Annotated in this window: 19 protein-coding genes; 3 read left to right on the top strand and 16 right to left on the bottom strand. The window is 70.9% G+C overall.

Going from position 1 to position 23,373, the window contains the following annotated elements:
* The first annotated feature begins 119 nt into the window (after positions 1-119).
* Positions 120-2,591: a polysaccharide lyase 8 family protein gene (locus ACGFX9_RS14390; RefSeq protein WP_393470151.1), complete on the top strand. Its 2,472-nt coding sequence runs from the start codon at positions 120-122 to the stop codon at positions 2,589-2,591.
* 50 nt (positions 2,592-2,641) lie between these two features.
* Positions 2,642-4,558 carry a DUF2264 domain-containing protein gene (locus ACGFX9_RS14385; protein ID WP_393470148.1) on the top strand — a complete coding sequence of 639 codons (1,917 nt, stop codon included), beginning with the start codon at positions 2,642-2,644 and terminating at the stop codon, positions 4,556-4,558.
* A 33-nt stretch (positions 4,559-4,591) separates the two neighbouring features.
* On the opposite strand, the gene ACGFX9_RS14380 is transcribed toward ACGFX9_RS14385, so the two are convergent.
* From ACGFX9_RS14380 to ACGFX9_RS14345, 8 genes are all read right to left on the bottom strand, one after another.
* Entirely contained in the window at positions 4,592-5,164 is a 573-nt protein-coding gene (locus ACGFX9_RS14380) for a GAF domain-containing protein (RefSeq protein ID WP_393470537.1), read from the bottom strand.
* Positions 5,161-5,757, bottom strand: a complete 597-nt coding sequence (locus tag ACGFX9_RS14375) for an ATP/GTP-binding protein (protein ID WP_393470144.1) — start codon at positions 5,755-5,757, stop codon at positions 5,161-5,163. The genes ACGFX9_RS14380 and ACGFX9_RS14375 overlap by 4 nt, the downstream gene beginning before the upstream one ends.
* Positions 5,735-6,106: a DUF742 domain-containing protein gene (locus ACGFX9_RS14370; protein ID WP_393470142.1), complete on the bottom strand. Its 372-nt coding sequence runs from the start codon at positions 6,104-6,106 to the stop codon at positions 5,735-5,737. The genes ACGFX9_RS14375 and ACGFX9_RS14370 overlap by 23 nt, the downstream gene beginning before the upstream one ends.
* Positions 6,107-6,108: 2 nt before the next feature.
* Entirely contained in the window at positions 6,109-6,543 is a 435-nt protein-coding gene (locus ACGFX9_RS14365; protein WP_393470139.1) for a roadblock/LC7 domain-containing protein, read from the bottom strand.
* Between the two features lie 68 nt (positions 6,544-6,611).
* Positions 6,612-8,435, bottom strand: coding sequence for an ATP-binding protein (locus ACGFX9_RS14360; protein ID WP_393470136.1), 1,824 nt, complete (start codon positions 8,433-8,435; stop codon positions 6,612-6,614).
* Between the two features lie 353 nt (positions 8,436-8,788).
* Positions 8,789-10,012 (bottom strand): MBL fold metallo-hydrolase, encoded by a 1,224-nt coding sequence (locus tag ACGFX9_RS14355; RefSeq protein WP_393470133.1) that lies wholly within the window; start codon positions 10,010-10,012, stop codon positions 8,789-8,791.
* Positions 10,013-10,188: 176 nt separating this feature from the next.
* Positions 10,189-11,010 carry an SGNH/GDSL hydrolase family protein gene (locus ACGFX9_RS14350; RefSeq protein ID WP_393470130.1) on the bottom strand — a complete coding sequence of 274 codons (822 nt, stop codon included), beginning with the start codon at positions 11,008-11,010 and terminating at the stop codon, positions 10,189-10,191.
* 145 nt (positions 11,011-11,155) lie between these two features.
* Positions 11,156-13,273, bottom strand: a complete 2,118-nt coding sequence (locus ACGFX9_RS14345) for an alpha-galactosidase (protein WP_393470127.1) — start codon at positions 13,271-13,273, stop codon at positions 11,156-11,158.
* 182 nt (positions 13,274-13,455) lie between these two features.
* On the opposite strand from ACGFX9_RS14345, the gene ACGFX9_RS14340 reads away from it, so the two are divergent.
* Positions 13,456-14,277, top strand: coding sequence for a tyrosine-protein phosphatase (locus ACGFX9_RS14340; protein WP_393470123.1), 822 nt, complete (start codon positions 13,456-13,458; stop codon positions 14,275-14,277).
* Between the two features lie 22 nt (positions 14,278-14,299).
* Here the strand turns inward: ACGFX9_RS14340 and ACGFX9_RS14335 are convergent, their stop codons facing one another.
* The 8 genes from ACGFX9_RS14335 to shc form a co-directional block, all read right to left on the bottom strand.
* Positions 14,300-14,416: a DUF6126 family protein gene (locus ACGFX9_RS14335; RefSeq protein WP_389901519.1), complete on the bottom strand. Its 117-nt coding sequence runs from the start codon at positions 14,414-14,416 to the stop codon at positions 14,300-14,302.
* Between the two features lie 56 nt (positions 14,417-14,472).
* Positions 14,473-15,111 carry a helix-turn-helix domain-containing protein gene (locus tag ACGFX9_RS14330; protein ID WP_393470120.1) on the bottom strand — a complete coding sequence of 213 codons (639 nt, stop codon included), beginning with the start codon at positions 15,109-15,111 and terminating at the stop codon, positions 14,473-14,475.
* A gap of 75 nt (positions 15,112-15,186) precedes the next feature.
* Complete coding sequence (locus ACGFX9_RS14325; RefSeq protein ID WP_393470117.1) at positions 15,187-16,572, bottom strand: aspartate aminotransferase family protein; 1,386 nt, start codon at positions 16,570-16,572, stop codon at positions 15,187-15,189.
* Positions 16,569-18,452 carry a 1-deoxy-D-xylulose-5-phosphate synthase gene (gene dxs, locus ACGFX9_RS14320; protein WP_393470114.1) on the bottom strand — a complete coding sequence of 628 codons (1,884 nt, stop codon included), beginning with the start codon at positions 18,450-18,452 and terminating at the stop codon, positions 16,569-16,571. Before dxs ends, ACGFX9_RS14325 begins: the two co-directional genes overlap by 4 nt.
* Before the next feature lie 24 nt (positions 18,453-18,476).
* The gene (gene ispG, locus ACGFX9_RS14315; protein WP_393470110.1) at positions 18,477-19,643 is read right to left on the bottom strand and encodes a flavodoxin-dependent (E)-4-hydroxy-3-methylbut-2-enyl-diphosphate synthase; all 1,167 of its coding nucleotides are present in this window, start codon (positions 19,641-19,643) and stop codon (positions 18,477-18,479) included.
* A gap of 4 nt (positions 19,644-19,647) precedes the next feature.
* Entirely contained in the window at positions 19,648-20,670 is a 1,023-nt protein-coding gene (hpnH, locus tag ACGFX9_RS14310) for an adenosyl-hopene transferase HpnH (protein ID WP_393470107.1), read from the bottom strand.
* A gap of 20 nt (positions 20,671-20,690) precedes the next feature.
* Complete coding sequence (locus tag ACGFX9_RS14305) at positions 20,691-21,326, bottom strand: 1-hydroxy-2-methyl-2-butenyl 4-diphosphate reductase (protein ID WP_393470104.1); 636 nt, start codon at positions 21,324-21,326, stop codon at positions 20,691-20,693.
* Complete coding sequence (shc, locus tag ACGFX9_RS14300; RefSeq protein WP_393470101.1) at positions 21,326-23,338, bottom strand: squalene--hopene cyclase; 2,013 nt, start codon at positions 23,336-23,338, stop codon at positions 21,326-21,328. Before shc ends, ACGFX9_RS14305 begins: the two co-directional genes overlap by 1 nt.
* Between the last annotated feature and the right edge of the window lie 35 nt (positions 23,339-23,373).

Below are 23,373 nucleotides of genomic sequence, written 5' to 3'. Positions count from 1 at the left end.
ATAGAAAGATGCCGGGCCCTCTTGCCCCGACATAGCAACCGCTTACATGCTGTCGCGGAATCGCCCACGCCTCTCGGTCCTCCGCCTCCTCCCCCGCCTGACACCCCTGGGAGTCCCGCATGCCCAAGCCCCTCCCCAGACCCGCCGGACCCACCGGACCCACCGGACCCGCCGGCCCCCGCCGCCGCGCACTCCTCGCCGCAGGTGCCACCTCCGCGCTCCTGCCGCCGGCCACGAGCGGCACGGCATGGGCAGCCACAGCCGAAGCCACCGACGCAGCCGCCGCGGACGAAGCGGACCCGTACGACACCCTCCTCACCCGCGCGGCAGCGCAACTCACCGGCGGCGCCTTCGACGCCACCGACCCGGACTTCGCGGCGGCCCTGAAGACCCTGGACGCCCAAGCCTCCGGCTGGTGGCGGGAGTTGGACCGCTCCGAGGACCGCACCGCCCTGTGGGCCGACCTCTCCCCCGCGAAGGACCCCGGCAACTTCGGCCAGAGCTATACGCGCCTGCGCACCATCGCGACGGCCTGGGCCACCCCCGGCACCTCCCTCAGCGACAGCGCCGAGGTGGCGGACACCCTGCTCGCCGCCCTGCGCTTCCTGCACGCCGAGGGCTACAACACCGGCCGCCCCGAATCCGGCAACTGGTGGTTCTGGGAGATCGGCGCGCCCCGCGCCCTGATGGACACCTGTGTGCTGCTGCGCGAGCGGCTCCCCGCGGCCGACCTGTCGGCGTACGTCGCCACGGTGGCGAAGTTCTGCCCGAGCCCCGACCGCCGTACCAACGCCCCGACGCTGTCCGAGACGGGCGCCAACCGCGCCGACAAAGCCGTCATCGTGGCCCTGCGCGGCCTCCTCGCCCGGGACACGGCCACGCTGGCCCTGGCCCGCGACGGTCTCTCGGACGTCCGGGACGGGGGCAAGAACAGCCTGTTCACGTACGTCACTTCGGGCGACGGCTTCTACGAGGACGGGTCATTCGTGCAGCACGGCTCCGTCGCGTACACGGGAACGTACGGCAGTGTCCTGCTCGGCAGCGCCGGCCAGCTGATCGCGCTGCTCACCGGCTCCGAGTGGGCCGTCAGCGACCCGAAGACCTCCGTGCTCTACGAGGCGGTGGACAGGACGTTCTCGCCGGTCGTCTTCGACGGCCTGATGATGGACGCGCTGCGCGGCCGTGCGATCTCCCGCGAGAAGGCGCCGGACCACAAGGACGGCGCGGCGGCCCTCACCAACATCCTGCAACTGGCGGACGGGGCCCCCGCCGCGTACGCCGCACGCTGGCGGGCGTTGGCGAAGGGCTGGATCCGCCGCAACAAGACCCACCCCTATCTGGGCCTGGTCGGCGTCCCCGCGCTGGCCCGCGCCAAGACCGTGCTCGACGACACGGCCATACCGGCCGCCGGCCGGCTCACCGGACACTTCACCTTCGCGGACATGGACCGGGTGGTGCACCGCCGCCCCGGCTGGGCGCTCACGCTCTCCCTCTCCTCCCAGCGGATCGCCGCGTACGAGGCGGGCAACGGCGAGAACCTGCACGGCTGGTACACCGGCGACGGCATGGCCTACCTGTACGACGGCGACGACCTGGGCCAGTTCGGGGACGGCTTCTGGGCGACCGTCGATCCCTACCGCCTGCCGGGCACCACCGTGGACACCCGCGAGCGCGCCGACATCGGCTCGGGCGGCGGGACGGCGACCTACCGCCCGAAGAACGCCGTGGCGGGCGGCGCGGTGCTCGACGGCACCTACGGCGCCGCCGCGATGGAACTCCTCGCCGACGGCAGCACTCTGCGGGCCCGGAAGGCGTGGTTCTTCCTCGACAACGCGGTCGTCGCCCTGGGCGCGGACATCACGGCGAGCGACGGGCGGGCCATCGAGACGGTCGTCGAGAACCGCAATCTGTACGCGGACGGGGCACCGCGGCTCACAGTCGACGGCCGGCGCCAGCCCTCACGCACGGGCTGGTCGGCGCCCCTGCCCGGCGTCCGCTGGGCCCACCTGGACGGCACCGGCGGCTACGTCTTCCCCGAGTCCAGTACGGGGCTCCACGCCCTGCGCGAGGAGCGCACCGGCACTTGGCGGGCCGTCAACACCGGCGCGGACACCGGAGGCAGCACCACCCCCGTCACCCGCCGCTATCTGACCCTGTGGCTCGATCACGGCGTCTCCCCCGCCGCGTCCTCGTACGCCTATGTCCTCCTGCCCGGTGCGAGCGCCACCGCCACCGCCGTCTGGGCCCACTCACGGCCGGTCCGCATCCTGGCCAACAACGCCACGGCCCAGGCCGTCGAGGCCCGCCGCCACGGCCTCGTCGCCGCGCACTTCTGGGGGCCGGGCAGCGCGGCCGGGATCGCGGCGTCGGGCCCCTGCACCGTGATCGCGCGACGCGGCGGCGACGGCATATCGCTGGCCGTGGCCGACCCGGGCCGCACCAGCACGACGCTGACCCTGGAACTGCCCTTCGCCGTACGCAAGGTGGTCCGCGCCGATGACACGGTCACCGTCACCCCAGGCCGCCGCCCCGTCGTCACGGTCCGCGTCGCGGGCTCGCGAGGCCACACGCACACCGCGCACCTGAGGTGACCGGCGCCCTCACGCAGAAGCCTCCCCCACAAAGGAAGCACGGCCCCGCCATGCCCGCACCACTCAGGCCCGCAGCACCCGGGCCCGCGCCGCACCTGTCCCTGCCGCCCACCGACCGCATCCTGTCCCCGCTCACGGGCTGGACCCGGTCCCACTGGGAGGCGCTCGCCGACCGGCAGCTGGAGGCGCTCGTCCCGTACGCGACGCCGCACTTCGCGCAGTACCGCCTGCCGGGGCGCGGCAGTTGGTCGGGGGTCGTGTCGGACGGCCTTGAGGGGTACGCGCGGTCATTCCTCCTGGCCTCCTTCCGGATCGCGGGAGCCGGCGGCGAGGTAGACCCCCACCTCCTGGAACGCTACGCGCAGGGTCTGACAACGGGCACGGACCGCGACAGCGCGAGCGGCGAGGCCTGGCCCGAACTCAGCGACTGCTCACAGCAGATGGTGGAGGCGGCGTCCATCGCGGTCGCCCTGCACGAGACCCGCCCCTGGATCTGGGACAAGCTCGATCCCCGGGTCCAGGAGCGGGTCGTGGACTGGTTCTCCGGCTTCGTCGGAGGCAGGACCTGGGACAACAACTGGCGCCTGTTCCAAGTGGTTTCCGAGCAGTTCCTGGCCTCCGTCGGCGCCCCGTACCGCCAGGAGGACGTCGACGGCGGCCTGGACCGGATCGAGGACTGGTACCGCGGCGGCGGCTGGTACAGCGACGGCGACGGGCGCAACTTCGACTACTACATCGGCTGGGCGATGCACCTCTATCCGCTGCTCTGGGCACGCATGGCGGGCCCGGACGACGGAGGGCGCGCCAAGGTCTACCGCGAGCGCCTCGCCCAGTTCCTCACCACCTACCCGCACTTCTTCGGCGCCGACGGCGCCCCCGTCCACCAGGGCCGCTCCCTGACGTACCGCTTCGCGGCGACCGCCCCCGTATGGATGGGCGCCCTCGCGGGGTGCACGCCCCTGGCCCCCGGTCTCACCCGGCGTCTCGCGTCCGGCACCGCACGGCACTTCGTGGAGCGCGGCGTCCCCGACGAGCGCGGGCTGCTTCCGCTCGGCTGGTACGGCACGTTCCTGCCCGCCACCCAGGCCTACTCGGGCCCGGCCTCCCCTTACTGGGCGAGCAAGGCTTTCCTCGGGCTGCTGCTGCCCGCCGACCACCCGGTGTGGACGGAGCGCGAACTCCCGCTCCCCGTCGAGGAGTCCGACCAGTACACGGCGCTCCCCGAGCCGGGCTGGCTCCTGCACGGCACGCGCCACGACGGCATCGTCCGTCTGGTCAACCACGGCAGCGACCACAACCCCCTGGAAGGCCCCGCGGCCGACGACCCGCACTATGCCAAGTTCGGCTACTCATCCGCGACCGCCCCCGAGACCGCCCCGAGCGCCTGGGAACGCACCGTGGACAACCACCTCGCGCTGCTCGCGCCGGACGGCACCCCCTCACGCCGCCGCCGAATTCACCCGGTGCGCTGCGAGGGACGCGTGGCCACCTCCCGCCACGACGCCCAACTGGCCGGCATCAAAGGCGACTTCCCCGTCGAGACGACCAGCGCGCTGCACGGCCCGTGGGAGATCCGCGTCCACCGGCTCCAGGCACCGGAAGGGGTGACGATCCGCGAGGGCGGCTACGCGGTGGCCGACGAGGCACAGCCGTACGCCGAAAAGGGCCCCGGCTGGGCCCTGACCCGCACCGGATCCGGGCTGACCAGCGCCGTCGTCGCGCTGCACGGCTGGGACGAGGAGGCGGGCATCGCCCGTGAGGTGGCGGCCAACGCCTACGGGCCGCACTCGGCGACGCCGTATCTGACCCTGGCCGGACATCCGGGCGGCTCCGGCATCCACGTCACGCTCGTCGCACTGTCCCAAGACAGCGTCCGGCCAACAGCGTTGAGGGAGGCCATCATCTGCTCGGTGGACGGCGACACCGTGCGCCTGCGCTTCCCCGACGACACCGTCCTGGAGCTGTGAGTACTGTGCTGTGAGCACTGTAAGTACTGCGAGTCAGATCCCGCCGTCCTCCCGCCGGTGGATCTGTTCGACCAGCTCCGCCGCCATCGCCTTGATCGTCTCAAGGCCCGCCCTCCCCCAGGGGCGCGGCTCGACGTCCACGACGCAGACCGTGCCGAGCGCGATGCCCGTACGGTCGATGAGCGGCGCGCCCAGGTAGGAGCGGATCCCGATCTCGTCGACCACCGGATTCCCGGCGAACCGCGGATAGTCGCAGACGTCCTCAAGGACGAGTGCCTTGCGCCGCACGACGACATGCGGGCAGTACCCGTGGTCGCGTGCCATGTAGCGGCACGCCGCGTTCTCCGCGGCCGCCGCGGAGGTCAGCAGGTGACCGGCCCCCGTGTCGTCCGGCGTGTGCAGGCCCGCGAAGAACTGCCGGTTCTCGTCGATGAAGTTGACCATGGAGTACGGCGCGCCCGTCACCTCGGCGAGCCGGTCGGCGAAGGCGTCGAAGGCGAGCTCGGGGCGGAGTCCTATGCCGAGTCTGCGCAGCCGCCGCACCCGGTTCGGCGCCTCCTTGTCGACGGGAGTGAGCAGCAGATGCGCGGTGGAGTCGTACATCAGGTGTGGGCTCCGTAGCTCGGTGCGGCCGGGGCGTGGGCGAGGAGGTGCTTGACGAGGGTGAGGAGGGTCGCGATGCCCGAGCTGGAGATCCGCGCGTCGCACCGCACGACGGGCACCTGCGGATCCAGGTCGATGGCGGAGCGCACCTCTTCGGGTTCGTAGCGGTAGCCGCCGTCGAATTCGTTGATGGCGACGATGAAGCCCATGCCACGCTGTTCGAAGAAGTCCACGGCCGCGAAGCAGTCCTCCAGGCGGCGGGTGTCGGCGAGGACCACCGCGCCGAGCGCGCCTTCGGAGAGCTCGTCCCACATGAACCAGAAGCGTTCCTGGCCCGGCGTCCCGAAGAGATACAGCACATGCTCCGGGTCGAGGGTGATACGTCCGAAGTCCATGGCCACGGTGGTCGTGGTCTTGTTCTCGACGCCCGACAGGTCGTCGGTGCCCTCGCTGACCGTGGTGAGGAGCTCCTCCGTACTCAGTGGCGCGATCTCGCTCACCGCGCCCGTGAAGGTCGTCTTGCCGACCCCGAATCCTCCCGCGATCAGGATCTTCAATGCGGTGGGGAAGGGGTCAGAGCTGTCGTCGTAGTCCATCGAGCACTGCCTCCAACAGGGACCGGTCGGTGGGGTTGTGGTAGAAGTCCGGGGCTCTCAGGGTGAGCGCCCCGCAGTCGACGAGATCGGAGAGCAGCACTTTCGTCACGACCGCGGGCAGCTTCAGCTGCGCCGCGATCTCCGCGACCGACGTGGGTGCCGCGCAGAGCCCGAGCGCCTGTGTGTGCTCGGGGCCGAGGTATCCGAGCACCGGGCGCCCGGTGGCCATCACCTGGGTCAGGAGGTCCAGTTGGGCGGTCGGCCGGGTCCGCCCGTCGCTGACCGTGTAGGGGCGGACGAGCCGTCCGGCGGATTCGTCGAGCCAGGGCCCGTCGTGCGGGGCCGCCACGCTCAATGCCTCATCGGGGCGGGTTCGCCGGTGGCCTGCCGGGGTGCGGTCATCAGGTAGGGGCGCACGCTCTTGACCAGCATCGTCATTTCGTAGCCGAGCACCGCCGCGTCCGCGTCGCGCCCCGCGAGCACCGCGAGGCACGTACCGGAGCCCGCCGTGGAGACGAACAGGAGGGTGGAGTCGAGTTCCACGACGACCTGGCGCACGTCACCGCCGTCGCCGAACCGGATGCCGGCGCTGCGCCCCAGTGAGTAGAGCCCGGAGGCGAGGGCCGCCATGTGGTCGGCGCTGTCCGGGTCGAGGCCATGGACCGACTTCACGAGTCCGTCGGAGGAGAGCAGGACCGCGCTGTGGGTGTGCGGCACGCGCTGTACGAGGCCGCTCATCAGCCAGTCGAGGTCGGATACCTGCGCGGTCGGCGCATCGCTCGCCATGGTGGATCGACTCCTTGGGGTACGAGGGTCTGCCGGGGCAGACGTGGTGCTGGTGGGATGGCGAGGTTTCAGCCACCCAGGTCGCCGCCGTCGCGGAGGACGCTTTCGCCCCCGTCGCGGAGGAGGCTGTCGCCCCCGTCGCGGGGAACGCTCTGGTCGGGTTCGGGTGCCTGGTCACGCGTTTCCTGGGCGGCGGCGAGCCCGATGCCGCGCTGGAAGGCGGCCATCAGGCCCGGGTCGTGGCCGATGTGGTGTTCGCTCTCCGGGCGGGGCGGCGGCGCGTCCCGCAGTTGGGGCGCGATGTGTTCCTGGGCGCGCCGCTTGGGCAGCCGGGGCTTTCCCACCCTCCCGTGCACGGCGCCGTTGAGGGGGGTCGGCGGAGTCCCGGCGTGCTCGGCGGCGGCCTGCCGGTCCTCGGGCCGGATGCCCGGCACGGCTTCGGCGGGGGTCGCCCTGCCCTCCCTGCCCCGTACGGGGAGCGGGGCGGGCCCGGAGCCAGGGACCACCGGAGCCTGCGGCGCGCTCGGGGGTGAGTCCCGCTGCGGCTGCCGCGGTACGGAGACCGGCTCGGGGTGGGGGGCCGCCATGGGGGGCGGTGGCGTTTCCCGTACGGAGCCGGGGGCGCCCGGTGGTGTGGCTTCCGGGGCGCGCTGCGGATGTCCTGCGGTGACGGGCTCATGCTGCGGCTCGGCGCCCAGCAGGCCCTGCGGCAGGATGAGTACGGCCTGCACGCCTCCGTAGATGTTGGTCTGGAGCCGGACGGAGACGCCATGCCTGCGGGCGAGGGCGGAGACCACGTACAGGCCGATCCGCCCGTCCTGGAGCAGGCTGGCGACATTGACCTGGTCGGGGTCGGCGAGCAGGTGGTTCATCTTGTTCTGCTCGGTCACGGGCATGCCGAGCCCGCGGTCCTCGACCTCGACGGCGAGTCCGGCCGTCACCAGGTTGGCGCGCAGCAGGACTTGGGTGTGCGGGGCGGAGAACACGGTGGCGTTCTCGACGAGTTCGGCGAGCAGGTGGATGACGTCGGCGACGGCGTGGCCGCGCAGGGTGCCGTCGATCGGGGGCACCAGCTTGACCCGCGAGTACTGCTCGACCTCCGCGATGGCCGAGCGGAGCACCTCGGTCATGGAGACCGGTTTGCTCCACTGACGGCGCGAGATGGCGCCGCCGAGTACGGCGAGGTTCTCGGCGTGCCTGCGGATGCGGGTGGCGAGGTGGTCGACGTGGAAGAGGCCCTTGAGCAGCTCCGGGTCCTCGACGTCGTTCTCCAGGTCGTCGAGGAGGGAGATCTCGCGGTGCACGAGCGACTGCAGGCGCCGGGCGAGGTTGACGAAGACCTCGACCTTCTGTTCGCTGCCCGCGTGGCTGGAGAGCTGCGAGGCCTGCACGACGGCGGTGACGGCGACGTCCTGGGCTCGGGCCAGCTCGTCGGCGAGCAGCCCGAACTCGTCGCCGTCCTGGGCGGATCTGGTGGGCGCGCTGCGCGTGGGCGGGCCCTCGCCGCGGCGCAGTTGTTCGACGACTTCGCGCAGCTCGGCCTGGCCGCGCGCGGTGGTGCGGCGCAGGGAGCCGACGCGTTCGCGTACGGAGGCCGCGGTGCGGTCGGCGGCGACGGCGGCGATCACGATGCTGGCGAGGCTGATGGCACCGGCGGCGGCGAGGATGAGGAGGAGGGGGAGGCCGAGGGGGGCGGGGGTCGAACGGACGATGAACAGGACCGCGGCACCGGCGCAGAGCATCACGGCGATGACGGGCAGTACGGCGATGCGCAGGAGTTGGGGCCGTATCCGGGCCTCGGGCAGCGGCATGACGGGACGGCTGCCGGGCTTGCCGTGCCTGCCGCCCTCACGGCGGTCTGCGCGGGCGGCCGGTGCACGAAGGTGAGACATCAGCGTCCTCGGTCAGGGTACGGGCTCCGACGGTCGCGCGACGCGTGGCTTCGCGGCATCGCCGTGCCGGTCGGGAGGGCCAGAGCATGATCCCTGCGTCGACCGGCGGATACTCACGGTAGTCACCAACGCATCAAGTGCGGGGGGCAGTTGACAAAGTCCGGTGGCCGACATCCCGCTCTGGTATGACACGTCGCACGGCAGTCCGAATACGACTTCGGACGTGTGTTCCATGCGGCTCCTCCTCCGAGGCGTCAAACCCATCCGGCGCTGCTCATGACTGTGGGGCGGCGCGTCGTGCGCACCGCCCCGCAGTCATGACCAGTGCCGGTTCCGCCCGGCCCCGTCGCGCCTCAGCCGACCCGCGCGGCCTCGGGCTCTCCCGTACCTTCTGTGCCCTCTGAGCCCTCGGGCCGCTCGGCCCGCAGCCCGTCGACGACGGCGGCCTCCGCGCGGGCGATCCAGCCGCCCTCCGGCTCGATCGCGACCCCGCGCCACCACGGCTTCGCCGGTACGGAGTCGGACGCGGGCTCGAACGGTTCTCCGGGGACCGGCAGCGCGATCTTCGCCCCGGCGCGGTCCGCCGCGGCGACCGTGCCCTCGCCCGGCGTGGACCACGGGTGCGGCGCGAGGTTGAACGTGCCCCAGTGGATCGGCAGCATCACACCGGTGGGCCGCCCGCCCTGGAGGTCCAGGTGCGCGCGCATCCCTTCCTCGGGCGTCATGTGGATGTCGGGCCAGAACTCGCTGAACGCCCCGATCTGGATCATCGTGGCGTCGAACGGTCCGTGCTCCGCGCCGATGTCACGGAAGCCGTCGAAATAGCCGGTGTCCCCGCTGTGGTAGATCCGGTGCTCGGAGCCCGTGACGGCCCAGGACGCCCAGAGCGTGTGCTGCTGGTTGCGCAGGCCGCGACCGCAGAAGTGGCGTGCGGGCGTCGCCGTCAGGGTCAGGTTCCCGACCTTCGCGGACTCGTTCCAGTCCAGCTCCCGCAGCCTGTCGGCGGGGACGCCCCAGCGCTCCAGGTGGGCGCCGACGCCGAGCGGGACCGCGAACACGGTGTCCGTGCCGACCAGGGCCTTGATGGTGGGCATGTCCAGGTGGTCGTAGTGGTCGTGCGAGATGACCACGACGTCCACCGGGCCGAGCGCCGCGAGCGGCACCGGCACGGGGTGCAGCCGCTTGGGCCCGACCCAGGAGAAGGGAGAGCACCGCTCGCCCCACACCGGGTCGAAGAGCACCCGCTGTCCGTCGATCTCGGCGAGCACGCTGGAGTGCCCCATCCAGGTGAGACGCAACCCGCTCACCGCGGGCCTCGCGAGGTCGGCGAGGGTCGTGGCATGCACGGGGACGGTGCCCGCGGGGCCGCGCCTGGCACGCTCCTCCTTGCGGAAGTAGATCTTCGCGAACTCGAGCGTCGAACCGGTGGGCCGGGTCCGCGCCCCCTCGGGGTTCTGGAAGGACCCATCGGCGAAGTTCGGCGACCGGTGGATCCTCGCGAGGCGCTCGCCGGCCGGATCCGCGCCGAAGGCAGCGGTCCTCAGCGAGCGGAGCCCAGAGCTCAGCGAACGGGACACAGCACCTCCTGGAAAGGGGTAGGTCAGATCTCCATTATGTGCACCACGTCTGACAGCGGCCGTACGAAGGGACCCGCATGGGCCTGTCGTCGCTCCGGCGCGACGAAGCCGCCTGCCCGCTCTCCCCCGAAGGCGGACGAGGGCGGACGGCTCGCGTCACCGGGTTCTCGGCTCGGTCAGGACGCCGCAGCCTCGATGTGCATCCTCACCGTGTACGGGTCCACGCTGCCCTTCGCCTCCACGTGGTCGCCCGACGACTCGCCCCGCAGCCGCCGCCCGATCCACGGCACCAGGTACTCGCGCGCCCAGTGCAGGTCGTCGCGCCGCACCTCCAGCGTGCCGCGCGGGGGCTGGGTGGGCCAGGGCTGGTCCGGGTCGGCGGGCACTTCGAGGCCCAGGACCTGGGCGGCGCGCAGCGCCACGCGGGTGTGGCCCTCGGCCGAGAGGTGCAGCCGGTCGCCGTCCCAGGCGCGGCGGTCCTGGATGGTCTTGAGGGACCACAGGTCGAGGACAGGGCAGCCGTACCGGTCGGCGATCGCGCGGACATGGCCGTTGTACGTGGCGATCTTGCCGCGCAGGTGCTTGAGGACCGGCATGGCGCGGGTGTCGAAGCCGGTGGTCACCATGACCGTGCCGACCGCCGAGGTGAGATCGGCGACGGCCCGCTCGAACCGCTCGGCGACCTCGTCCGGGTCGGTGCCCGGCCGGATGATGTCGTTGCCGCCGGCGCAGAACGTCAGGAAGTCGGGGCCGAGCTTTTTGGCCAGGGGCACCTGGTCCGCGACGATCTGGTCGAGGAGTTTGCCGCGTACGGCGAGGTTGGCGTACCGGAAGGTGTGCTCCGGCACCCGGTCGTCGAGCAGGACGGCGAGGCGATCGGCCCAGCCCACGAACGTCCCGTCAGGCCCGGGGTCCCCCACGCCTTCGGTGAAGCTGTCGCCGACCGCTGCGTAGGAGGTGAATGTGTCACGGATGAAGGTTGTCGACTCTGCTGTCACGTCGTCACATCTTTCACCTCGCTAAGTGTCCTACGCCACCGTAGGGAGGGGTTGACGGGGGGTGAGATAAGCCACCGGTCAAGATTCACCCAAGCCAGGAATACGCGACAGTCCAGGAAACGGCAGTTCAGGAATACGCGGCAGGTCACGGCGCCGGTCGCACCCGCCGGAAGCGGAACACCGCCGCGTCCAGGTCTCCGCGCAGTCCCGTCCGCAGTCCGTGGTGCAGCAGCACCGCGCCCCGGTGCACCGCCCCCGTCGACCGGCAGACGTACGCGGCCGTGGGATCGAGGCCCCGCAGCCGCAGCCTGGGCGGCTCCTCCCCGTAGGCCTGCGCCCGCAGCAGGGCGAGGACGACGGTCTCGTCGCCGTGAACGTACTGCACGGCGCTCAGCGCCTGGGACGGCGGGCGGAGCCGATACAGGTCGCCCAGCTGCACCACGGGCCTGATCTCCTTGTAGAGACTCACCCATTCACCCGCTTCGGCGAGCTCCTCCGCACCCCACTGCGTGAGGTCCCCGCCGATACCGAGGACGCCCGCCATCGCACTGACGAAACGGAAGCGCAGTGAGCTGGCCCTGCCGTTGAGCTGGGTGTTCGGGCTGTCCGTCACCCAGGCGGCCATGATCCGGGCCGGGTGCAGCTGGCTGAAGCCGTGCTGGATGGCGATCCGGTCCAGGGGGTCGGTGTTGTCGGAGGTCCACACCTGGTCGGTGCGGGACAGGATCCCGAGGTCGATCCGGCCGCCGCCGCCCGAGCAGGACTCGAAGGCGACGGTGGGATGCGCGGCCCGCAGCCGGTCCAACAGCCCGTAGAGGGCGTGCACATGGGCGTTCCAGATCCGCTGCGGATAGTCATCGCCGGGCCAGCCCGCGTCCGTGAAGCAGCGGTTGAAGTCCCACTTCACATAGTCGATCGGCGCACTGGAGAGAAGCGCGTCGAGCTGCTCCCACAGATACTCCTGTACGTCCGCGCGGGCGAGGTTGAGCACCAGCTGGTTGCGGAACTCCGTGCGCCTGCGGCCGGGTTGGTGCTGCACCCAGTCGGGGTGCGCCCGGTAGAGATCGCTGTCCGGGTTGACCATCTCCGGTTCGACCCAGATCCCGAACCGCATGCCCAGGGCGTGCACGTCGTCGGCGAGCGGTTTCAGACCGCTGGGAAAGCGGTCCGGGTTGGGCGTCCAGTCACCGAGCCCGGCCCGGTCGCTGACACGCCGCCCGAACCACGCGTCGTCCACCACGAACAGCTCGACGCCCATCGCCGCGGCCCGACCCGCGAGCGCCCGCTGCTGCTCCTCGGAGATGTCGAAGCCGGTGGCCTCCCAGGAGTTGTAGAGCACGGGCCGGGGTTCGTCGGCGTCCGGGATCACGTGCGCGCGCTGGTAGGCGTGCCAGGCCCGGCTCGCCCCTCCGAAGCCGCCGTCGCTCCACAACCCGGCGAAGACCGGCGTCACCATCTCCGCGCCGGGAGCGAGCAGCTCCTGCCCGGAGTCGTCGTGTCCACTGCCGCCGGTGATCTGCACGGCGCCGTCCGGGAGTTGGCTCACCGCGATCCGCCAGGACCCCGACCAGGCCAGCGCGCAGCTGTAGACCTCGCCGTGCTCCTCGGTCGCTCCCTCCGCGTCGAGCGCGACCCAGGGCAGGTGCTGGTGACCGGTGTGCCCGCGGCGGCTGCCGATGACCTGCTCGCCGTACGTGATCTCCGAGCGCACGAGCCTTGACTCCGCCGCCCAGCGCCCGTGCAGCTGCGAGAGCCGCCAGCGCTCGCGCGTGGGCAGCGTCCAGGTCGCGGAGTCGGCGCGCAGCAGCTCAAGTTCAGGGGCGTCGGGAGGTCCCTCGTGGCGCAGGACGGCGAACCGCTCGATGACGTCCCCGCGCGACCGGTAGACCAGAGTGATCCCCAACTGGTGGACGGCATCGGTGAATCGCAGCCGCAGTTCGTCGTCCTCGGCCTGGGCTCCCGAGGTCTGGGCCCCCGAGAACCGCCACTCGCTGCCGCGCACTCCGGCGCCCCGTACGGAGAGCGCGGGACGCACGAAGCGCCGCCCACCCTCGGCGGGGTACTCCTCGCGCCCGTCGAGCCGCGACTCGAAGGCCCACTCCGCGGGCAGCGGCTCCGCCGCGAGCGCCTCGGCGTCGGCCGGCGCGATACGCGGCCCCCAGTGCAGATGCAGCAGCTCGTCGTCGTCGGTGAGCCGCAGCGCATAACTGCTGGTGGGGCCCGAGAGCAGCCACGTACGACCGTCTTCGCCGACCTCGATCATCAACCCTCCACAGATCCGACCCGATCCGGACAGGCACGCACGCGTACGCACATCATCAAGGCCGATCACCTGTGAGGCAACGCTCATGCACCAGCAGTGATTGCCCCAGGAACCCATGTCGTATGGTCGAAGTCGCACCCCCACCGGCGAGTCGCGCCGGCGGCCGGACGGGAGGAGCCCCCGTGACGCAGCAGGTCCCGCCGACAGAGCTGACGACGACCGAGCCGGCGGAGCCGGAGCTGGCCGGAGTCCGCAACTTCCGTGATGTGGGCGGACTTCCGACCGTGGACGGCCGCAGGGTCCGGCAGGGCCGGCTCTTCCGCAGCGGCCACCTGGCCCACGCCACGGCGGCCGACGCCGCGTTCCTCTCCACCCTGGGCCTGCACACGGTCTTCGACTTCCGCAACGCGGCCGACCAGCGGCTCGAGGGCCCTGACGTCGAGCTGCCCGGCGTACGCAACGTGAACCTGCCGCTGACCGACCCGGCCCACGGCGCCGAGTTCTGGACGATGGTCCGCGACGGCGACCTGGACCAGCTGCGCGCGGCCCTCTCGGACGGCCAGGCGGCGGACCGCCTCGCCGAGACCTACCGCGTGATCATCAAGGACCGCACCGCCGAGCACAGCCGTGTGCTGCGCGAGATGGCCGCGGACAGCGTGCCCGCCCTTATGCACTGCGCCGCGGGCAAGGACCGCGCGGGCCTCTCCATAGCCGTCACGCTCCTGGCCATCGGCGTCGAGCGGGACGCCATCGAGGCGGACTACCTGGAGTCGAACGCCGCCCACCGCCGCTACAAGGTGCGCCGAAGCGACAGCTCCCCCGACGCGATGTCCCCCGAGATCATGCGGCTGCTCAGCCCGCTCTTCGAGGCCCGCGTCGAGTATCTGGACGCCGCCTTCGAGACGATCGAGCAGACCTGGGGCGACACGGAGACCTACCTCACCGAAGGCCTCAAGGTGACCCCGGAGATCCGCGAGCGGCTCCGCGCGCACCTTCTCGACTGACTCCGCCTGACTCGACCGGCCTCTACTGGTTCTGCGCGCCCAGCGTGAACAGCAGGTAGACGAAGGCCGCGAAGAGGTGGCCCACGGCCACGTAGACGATCAGCCGGACCCAAAGCCCGCGGGGGAACTTCTCCTCCATGGACATGACCTTCTTGGCGGGCACCGCCCGCTCCGGCTGCTGCGCTTCAGGTTCCGTCATCGCGGGTCTCCCATGGTGGAGCTGTGCGAGGTCCCGCCGAGGCACAGTGCGGTGGCGGGACTCTGCAGCAGGGTGTGGACGAAGAGAAGATCGGTGCCGAGGTGGTCCGCGGCGGCGATCCGGTGCGGGGTCAGCGAGTCGAAGTGCGCGCTGTCGCCGGGGTCGAGCGTGTACGTGGTGTCGCCGAGCCGCAGCCTCAGGCGCCCCTGGAGGACGTACAGCCACTCCTCGCCCGGGTGGACGCGCACGATGTCACCCTGGGCGCCGTGCGGCACGTGCACCCGCAGGGCCTGCATGGAGCGTGCCGGGGCGCCCGCCTGCCAGTAGGTCCAGCCGCCCGCCCGTGTCGGCTCCATGTCCGCGGCGCGGACGATCGCGTCCCGGTCGGCGGACGTCTCTCCGAGGAGCTCGGAGACCGTCGTACCGTAGGTGCGGGCGAGTGCCAGCAGCATCGGCAGGGACGGCTGGCGCTGCCCGGTCTCAAGCCTGGAGAGATGGGCGGGCGAGAGTCCGACGGTGCGGGCAGCGGCCTCCAGGGTCAGCGCGGCACGGCGGCGCAGCTCACGCAGTTGCGGGGCGACGGCAGGCAGGGCGTCGGCCTCCGCGTCGAGCGGTTCCGGCTCGGCATTGCTCATGCCTCGATTGAGCCAGGGCCTTGCCTCCGAGGCAACTTTATTGCCTCAGAGGCAAAAACCTTCCGGTCCTCTGCCTCAGCGGTTCGCCACCGCCTGCTTCACCAGCGTCTTCCCGAAGTCCCACATCAGCCCGCCCCCGCCGTGCGCCTCGTCCATCACCGCGGTGAAGGCCTCCACGAAGCGGTCCACCTCTTGCTCCCCGACGGTCAGCGGCGGAATCAGCTTGATGACCTCCAGGTGGTCGCCGGAGACCTGGGTGAGGATGCGGTGCCTCTGCAGCAGCGGCACGACCACCATCTGCGCGAAGAGCCCCTTGCGCGCCGCCTGCAGCATCGTCCAGCGGCTGCGCAGCTTCAGGGAGGTGGGCCGCCCGAACTCGATGCCGACCATCAGTCCCCTGCCGCGCACCTCGCGCAGGAGCTCATAACGGTCGACGAGCGCGCCGAGCCGCTTCTTGAGCAGCTCACCGGTCACGCGCGCGTTCTCGACGGTCTTCTCGTCGTCCATGACGGCGAGGACCGCGAGCCCCGCCGCCATGGCCTGCGCGTTGGACCCGAAGCTCGCCGAGTGCACGAGCACCCGGTCCATGGACGAGTAGACCTTCTTGAAGATCCAGTCCTTGCCGAGGGTCGCGCCCACCGGCACATAGCCGCCGGACAGCGCCTTGGCCACGCACACCAGGTCCGGCTCTACGCCCTCCTCGTGCTGGTAGGCGTAGAAGTCGCCGGTCCTGCCGAGGCCCGTCTGCACCTCGTCGGCGATGAGCAGCGCCTTGTGCCGGTGGAGCAGCTCCTGGGCGGCGCGCAGATAGCCGGGCGGCGTCTCGTGCACGCCCTTGCCCTGGATGGGCTCGACGATGAGCCCGGCCACGTCGCCCTTCTTCAGCTCCGCGCGCAGGGCGTCCAGATCGCCGAGCGGGACCGCCGTGTCGGGGAGCAGCGGCGCGAAGCCGTCCCGGAAGCCGGACTCGCCGTTGACCGAGAGCGAGCCGGTGGTCAGGCCGTGGAAGGCGTGCGTGCAGTACAGCACCCTCGGCTTGCCCGTCGCGTACCGCGCGAACTTCAGCGCCGTCTCGACGGCCTCGGTGCCGCTGTTGCCGAAGAAGACCCGGTCCAGGTGCGGGCTGTGGGTCAGCAGCTTCTCCGCGAGGAGGCCGGGCAGCGGCTGGCAGTCGAAGCGCGTCAGGTCGGCGAGCGAGGCGTCGAGGACGTCGTGCAACGCCTTGCGTACGACGGGGTGGTGGCGGCCGAGCCCCATCACACCGAAGCCGGCGAGCATGTCGAGGTAGTCGTTGCCCTCCGCGTCCCAGAAGTACGCGCCCTCGGCCCGTTCGTAGACCTTGTCGAAGCCGATGGTGTGCAGCATGCGCGGCAGCTGATGGTTCAGATGCTTCGCGTGCAGTTCGTAGCGCTCGGCGCCCCGCTCGGCGAGGAGCTTGCCGAGGTCGAACTCCTTGGTCATTCTGCGTGCTCCTTGGCTGACAGGGTGGCGCTGATCCGCCCCGCGATCTCGACCGGCGTGAGCCCGAGGTCCGCGAGCACCTCGCTGCGCTTGGCGTGTGCGAGGAACTGCTCGGGGATGCCGAACCGCCGTACGGGTACGTCGACTTCGGCGTCGCCGAGCGCGAGGTCGACCGCGGCGCCGACCCCGGACGCCCGGCTGTTGTCCTCCACGACCCCCACGACACGGTGCCGTGCGGCGAGGGCGGGCAGCTCGGCGTCGACCGGCTTGACCCAGCGCGGGTCCACCACGGTGCAGGTCAGGCCCCGCTCCCGCAGCAGTTCGGCGGCCTGAAGGCAGACGGGCGCCATCACGCCGACAGCCACCAACAGCACGTCCGCGTCCCGGTCGTCCTGGCTCAGCACGTCCATGCCGCCGATGCGGTCCACGGCGGGAACGGCGGGCCCCACCGACTCCTTGGGGAAGCGCAGCAACGTCGGCGCGTCGTCCACGGCGACCGCCTCCCGCAGCTGCACGCGCAGTTGGTCGGCGTCGCGTGGCGCGGCGATTCGCAGGCCCGGCACGACCTGGAGGATCGACATGTCCCACATGCCGTTGTGCGAGGCCCCGTCGACGCCCGTGACACCGGCCCGGTCCAGGACGAAGGTGACGCCGCACTCGTGCAGCGCGACGTCCATCAGGAGCTGGTCGAAGGCACGGTTGAGGAAGGTGGCGTAGACGGCGACGACGGGGTGCAGGCCGCCGGTCGCGAGCCCGGCAGCCGACACCGTGGCGTGCTGTTCGGCGATACCGACGTCCCAGACCCGGCCGGGGAACTCCTCGGCGAACTTCGTCAGGCCCACCGGATGCAGCATGGCCGCGGTGATCGCCACGACATCGGGACGCTCCCTGCCCACGCGTACGATCTCGTCGCCGAACACCGAGGTCCAGGAGGGCCCGTTGGACGGGGCGAGGGGCTCGCAGGTCAGCGGGTCCATCACGCCGACCGTATGAAACCGGTCGGCCTCGTCGGCGAGCGCGGGTTCGTAGCCGCGCCCCTTCTCGGTGAGGCAGTGGATGAGGACGGGCCCGTGGAAGCGTTTGGCACGTCGAAGCGCCGACTCGACGGCCGCCGTGTCGTGCCCGTCGATCGGCCCGACGTACTTGAGCCCCAGATCCTCGAACATGCCCTGTGGCGCGAAGGCGTCCTTGAACCCCTTCTTGGCGCCGTGCAGCGACTCGTACAGCGTGTGTCCGACGACAGGTGTGCGCTGGAGTATGTCTTTCCCCCAGGCCAGGACCCGTTCGTAGCTGTCGGTCGTACGCAGCGTGGCGAGGTGGTTGGCGAGGCCGCCGATGGTGGGGGCGTACGAACGCTCGTTGTCGTTGACGACGATGATCAACGGCCGGTCCTTCGCGGCCGCGATGTTGTTCAGCGCCTCCCACGCCATGCCGCCGGTGAGCGCGCCGTCGCCGATGACGGCGACGACATGGCCCCGCTCCCCCAGGACCTGCCGCGCCTTGGCCAGACCGTCGGCCCAGCCGAGCGCCGTCGAGGCGTGGCTGTTCTCGACGATGTCGTGTTCGGACTCCGCGCGCGAGGGGTAGCCGGACAGGCCGCCCTTGCCGCGCAGCTTGGAGAAGTCCTGCCGGCCGGTCAGGAGTTTGTGTACGTAGCTCTGGTGGCCGGTGTCCCACACGATGCGGTCGACGGGCGACTCGAAGACCCGGTGGAGGGCGATGGAGAGCTCCACCACCCCCAGGTTGGGCCCGAGGTGACCTCCGGTCCTGGCGACCGCGTGCACCAGGAACTCCCGGATCTCCTCGGCCAGTTGATCGAGCTCGGCCTCGGTCAGCGCCTTCAGGTCCCGCGGCCCCCGAATGGTGTCCAGAATGGTCATGCTCGGGCCCCCTCTCTGGTTGTCTCAGCTCACGGTGACGTCGGGCACCCCTGAGGTGACGCCGTCGTCCTCCATCTGTGCGGCGATCTTCATCGCCTCTTCGATGAGCGTCTCGACGATCTTCGACTCGGGGACGGTCTTGATGACCTCGCCCTTGACGAAGATCTGCCCCTTGCCGTTGCCGGACGCGACACCGAGATCCGCCTCACGGGCCTCCCCCGGCCCGTTCACGACACATCCCATGACGGCGACACGCAGCGGCACCTCCATGCCGTCGAGCCCCGCCGTGACCTCGTCGGCCAGCTTGTACACGTCCACCTGGGCACGGCCGCAGGACGGGCAGGAGACGATCTCCAGGCGGCGCTGCTTGAGGTTGAGCGACTCCAGGATCTGGATGCCGACCTTCACCTCTTCGGCGGGCGGGGCGGACAGCGAGACGCGGATGGTGTCGCCGATGCCCTCGCTCAGCAGCGCGCCGAAGGCGACCGCCGACTTGATCGTGCCCTGGAAAGCCGGACCGGCCTCCGTCACACCGAGGTGCAGCGGATAGTCGCACGCCGCCGCGAGCTGGCGGTAGGCGTTGACCATGACCACCGGGTCGTTGTGCTTCACCGAGATCTTGATGTCCCGGAAGCCGTGCTCCTCGAAGAGCGACGCCTCCCACAGGGCCGACTCGACCAACGCCTCCGGAGTGGCCTTCCCGTACTTCTTGAGAAGACGCGCGTCCAGCGACCCCGCGTTGACGCCGATCCGGATCGGCGTACCCGCCGCCGACGCCGCACGCGCGATCTCGGCCACCTTGTCGTCGAACTGCTTGATGTTGCCGGGGTTCACACGCACCGCCGCACAGCCCGCGTCGATCGCCGCGAACACGTACTTCGGCTGGAAGTGGATGTCGGCGATCACCGGGATCTGCGACTTCCGCGCAATCGTCGCGAGCGCGTCCGCGTCATCCTGCGTAGGACAGGCAACCCGCACGATCTGGCAGCCGGACGCCGTCAGTTCGGCGATCTGCTGCAGCGTCGCCCCGATGTCGGACGTACGCGTCGTCGTCATGGACTGCACCGAGATGGGCGCACCGCCCCCCACCGCCACCGGCCCGACCTCGATGCGCCGCGATACACGGCGCTCCGAGATCGGCCGGACCGGCAGCTCAGGAAGGCCCAGTGCCACAGGCGTTCCAGCGGTCATGACGTCACCCGCGGTTTCCGGAGACCGTTTCACGGGCGGCGCGGATGGACTCCTTCAGGGAGCCCATGGTGGCGAGGACGGCGGTGGGTTCGTAGCCGCAGTGCGCCATGCAGTTGGCGCACCGCGGGTCCTTGCCGCGGCCGTACTTGCTCCAGTCGGTCTCCTCGATGAGTTCCTTGTACGTGGGGACGTACCCGTCGCTCATCAGATAGCAGGGGCGCTGCCAGCCGAAGAGCGAGTAGTTCGGGATCGCCCACGCGGTGCACGGGAAGTCCGCCTTGCCCTCGAGGAAATCGAGGAACAGCGGCGAGTGGTTCAGGCGCCAGCGCCGCCTGTTGCCGCCCGCGAAGGCCTTCTTGAAGAGTTCGCGGGTCTGCTCGACGCCCAGGAAGTGCTCCTGGTCCGGCGCCTTCTCATAGGCGTAGGCGGGCGACAGCATCATCTCGTCGACCTGCAGCTCGTCATTGAGGTAGTTGAGGACCTCGATGATGTTCTGCGGGGTGTCGTTGCTGAAGAAGGTCGAGTTGGTGGTGACCCGGAATCCTTGCTTCTTGGCTTCCTTGATGGCCGCCACCGCCTCGTCGAACACACCCTCCTTCGCGACGGACTCGTCGTGCCGCTCCCGCATTCCGTCGATGTGCACGGCGAACGCGAAGTAAGGGGAAGGCGTGAACTTCTCCAGCTTCTTGCGCAGCAGCATGGCGTTGGTGCAGAGGAAGACGTACTTCTTCTTGGCCACCAACTGCCGGACGATCTCGTCCATGTGAGGGTGCATCAGCGGTTCGCCACCGGCGATGGACACCATCGGCGCGCCGGATTCGAGCACGGCACCCACGGCCTGGGCCACCGGCATACGCTGCTTGAGCACTCCGGCCGGGTGCTGGATCTTTCCGCATCCCTCGCACGCGAGATTGCACGCGAAGAGCGGCTCCAACTCGACAATCAGCGGGAACTTTTCCCGCTTGCGCAGCTTCTGTTCAAAGAGATACGTCGCGACCTTGACGGTCTGGCGCAGCGGCATGGCCATCTGGCTCACCTCCGGGGGAGCTACGAAGAACGGTGCCATTCGAAAAATGCGGGAAGCACTGCACGAAGAACGCGGAAGGCCGATATTCCACCGCGCACCGTGCCGATGCGGACCAGTTCGTGCTGTGGGGTGTCCACGACCACCCGGACGGCCGCAACCGGCCGGGGTCCCACTCGCAGGGCGCTGTGCAGCGTCGCGGCGGACTCCATGTCCACCGCGATCGCGCCCGTGGCGAGCAGATCGGCGCGTTCGGGTCCGCGGACGACGTGATCGGAGCCGGTGAGCGGGCCGGTGTGCACGGTGCGGCCGGGCGCGATCCGCTCCAACTCCTTGACCAGCAGCTCGGTACCGACGCAGGGCGTGCTGCCGTGCGCGTTCCGGGTCTCCTCGGCGACGACCAGGTCGCCGGGGTGCATGCCGGGTGCGAGCCCAGCGCAGAAGCCGGTGGCCACGACGGCGGCGTGGCGCAGCGGCTCCTTGCCGAGCGCGCCGGTGACGGCGCGTTCGGCGTTCTTGGGGCCCATCCCCGTACGGAGCACGGTGATCCGCCCGCGGGAACCGCCGCGGTCGCCCGTGCGCAGGGCGAGGCGCTCGATGCCGAGCGCGCAGGCGATCAGCAGCGGTGCGGGGTCCGGCCCGGCCGGGGTGCGGCCCATCAGCCCCCCTTGCCCGAGAGGCTCGCTTTGCCCGAAAGCCCCGCGAACGGCTCCCCGTTGACGTACCGGCCGAGCGCGGTGAGCGGGAACACCTGGCGGTAGAGGTGGTAGTTGATGGAGAAGTCCCAGGGGAAGCCGGTGCCGGTGAAGTACGGCTCGTCCCAGGAGCCGTCGTCCCGCTGCGTCTCGGCGAGCCAGGCGACGCCGCGCTCCACGGCCTTGCTGTCCCTCTCCCCCGCGGCGAGCAGCGCGAGCAGCGCCCAGGCGGTCTGGGACGCGGTGGAGACGCCGTGGCCCCGCCACTCCTCGTAGCGGTAGGAGCGCAGATCCTCGCCCCAGCCGCCGTCGTCGTTCTGCACCGACTCCAGCCAGCTGACGGCCAGGCGCAGGGCGGGGTGCGAACCCGGCAGACCCGCCGCCGTGAGCGCGGGCACCACGGACCCTGTCCCGTATACGTAGTTGACGCCCCAGCGGCCGAACCAGGAGCCGTCCGCCTCCTGTTCGGCGAGCAGCCACTCGATGCCACGCCGGGTACGGGGGTCATGGGCCTTGCCCTCGATCGCGAGCATCTCGACGACGTGTCCTGTGACGTCGGCCGACGGCGGGTCGATGACCTCGCCGAAGTCGCAGAACGGCAGCCGGTTGGGGAAGGGGCTTGTGTTGTCCGCGTCGAAGGCGGCCCAGGCTCCGTTCTTGGACTGCATGCCCAGGGTCCAGCGCATACCGCGGCCGATGGCGTTCTCCAGGTGCGCACGGTCCGGGTGGTCCACCCGGCGCAGCGCGAGGATGACCTCGGCGGTGTCGTCGATGTCGGGGTAGTTGTCGTTGTGGAACTCGAACGCCCAGCCGCCCGGGGCCAGTTGCGGCCTGCGTACGGACCAGTCGCCGGGCCGCGCGATCTCTTCGGCGAGCATCCAGTCCGCCGCCTTGATCAGCTGCGGATGGTCGGCGGGCACGCCCGCGTCGGCGAGCGCGATGGTCGCGAGGCAGGTGTCCCAGACCGGCGACTGACACGCCTCGATCATCCGGGCGCCGTCCTCGCGCCGGACCGCGAACCGGTCGAGCGACTCAAGGCCCGCCTTGAGGACCGGGTGCTCCAGGTCGTAGCCGAGCAGGTGCAGCGCGATCACGGAGTAGACGGCGGGCGGCTGGATGCCGCCCCAGCAGCCGTCGTTCTCCTGGCGTTCGATGATCCAGCGAGCGGCACTGTTCATCGCGGCCTTGCGCACCTTGCGCGGGGCGACCTTGCGGTAGAGGTGCAGCGCCTTGTCGAGCCGCTGGAAGACGCCGTCCCAACTCCCCATGGGAGCAGGGGGCTTGCCCGGATTCGGTACACGCGCGTCGCTGTGCAGCTCATCCAGCGAGAAGGGCGCGGGCCGCACGGGGCGCTTGGCGGACACGATCGTGAGCGGCACGATCGTCTGCCGGGCCCAGCACCCGAAGTCGTAGATGTTGAGCGGCAGCCACTTGGGGAAGTAGATGAGCTCCGGCGGGAGTTCGGGCAGGTCGTCCCATTTCCACCAGCCGAACAGGGCGAGCCAGATGCGGGTGAAGACGCGGCTCTCGGCGATGCCGCCCTGGTCGCGGATCCAGGCGGAGGCCCTGGCCATGTGCGGGGCGTCGGGGGCGTCGCCCGCCAGACGCAGCGCCACATAGGCCTCGATGGTGGCGGAGAGATCGCCGGGGCCGCCGAAGAACGTGGCCCAGGTTCCGTCGTCGAGCTGCTCGCCGCGGATGAAGAGCGCGGTGGCGTGGGTGGTCTTCTCGTCCTGGATTCCCAGGAACTGACGGAGCAGCAGGTCTTCGGCGTCCATCGTCACGTTCGTGGCGAGGTCGCCCTTCCACCAGCCCTGGGCGTCCTGCTTCCCCAGAAGGAAGGCGGTGGAGCGTTGTATGGCGCGCGCGGCGGCCTCACGTGGCGTGGTCGTCGTGGCGGTCGTGTCGAGTGGCTGGCTGGCCGAGGCTGCGCGGGGCGTCACCGCTCCGGTGCTTCCGTCGGTCGTCGCTGTCATGGCTTCCCCTTCGTGCAGTCGTCTTCTCTGCTGTG

This window comes from Streptomyces sp. NPDC048436, from assembly GCF_043200355.1.
Taxonomy (GTDB): Bacteria; Actinomycetota; Actinomycetes; order Streptomycetales; family Streptomycetaceae; genus Streptomyces.
The sequence above is the reverse complement of the archived record's forward strand: the minus strand, read 5'-3'. Positions and strand labels throughout refer to the sequence as shown.

Coding starts and splice junctions, on each gene's coding strand:
- ACGFX9_RS14375 (WP_393470144.1), bottom strand. CDS start 5,757: ATGGACTACGACGACAGCTCTGACCCCTTCCCCACCGCATTGAAGATC.
- ACGFX9_RS14330 (WP_393470120.1), bottom strand. CDS start 15,111: ATGAGCAATGCCGAGCCGGAACCGCTCGACGCGGAGGCCGACGCCCTG.
- ACGFX9_RS14305 (WP_393470104.1), bottom strand. CDS start 21,326: ATGGGCCGCACCCCGGCCGGGCCGGACCCCGCACCGCTGCTGATCGCC.
- ACGFX9_RS14385 (WP_393470148.1), top strand. CDS start 2,642: ATGCCCGCACCACTCAGGCCCGCAGCACCCGGGCCCGCGCCGCACCTG.
- ACGFX9_RS14325 (WP_393470117.1), bottom strand. CDS start 16,572: ATGACCAAGGAGTTCGACCTCGGCAAGCTCCTCGCCGAGCGGGGCGCC.
- ACGFX9_RS14365 (WP_393470139.1), bottom strand. CDS start 6,543: ATGGCGAGCGATGCGCCGACCGCGCAGGTATCCGACCTCGACTGGCTG.
- dxs (WP_393470114.1), bottom strand. CDS start 18,452: ATGACCATTCTGGACACCATTCGGGGGCCGCGGGACCTGAAGGCGCTG.
- shc (WP_393470101.1), bottom strand. CDS start 23,338: ATGACAGCGACGACCGACGGAAGCACCGGAGCGGTGACGCCCCGCGCA.
- ACGFX9_RS14360 (WP_393470136.1), bottom strand. CDS start 8,435: ATGTCTCACCTTCGTGCACCGGCCGCCCGCGCAGACCGCCGTGAGGGC.
- ACGFX9_RS14345 (WP_393470127.1), bottom strand. CDS start 13,273: ATGATCGAGGTCGGCGAAGACGGTCGTACGTGGCTGCTCTCGGGCCCC.
- ACGFX9_RS14335 (WP_389901519.1), bottom strand. CDS start 14,416: ATGGAGGAGAAGTTCCCCCGCGGGCTTTGGGTCCGGCTGATCGTCTAC.
- hpnH (WP_393470107.1), bottom strand. CDS start 20,670: ATGGCCATGCCGCTGCGCCAGACCGTCAAGGTCGCGACGTATCTCTTT.
- ACGFX9_RS14390 (WP_393470151.1), top strand. CDS start 120: ATGCCCAAGCCCCTCCCCAGACCCGCCGGACCCACCGGACCCACCGGA.
- ispG (WP_393470110.1), bottom strand. CDS start 19,643: ATGACCGCTGGAACGCCTGTGGCACTGGGCCTTCCTGAGCTGCCGGTC.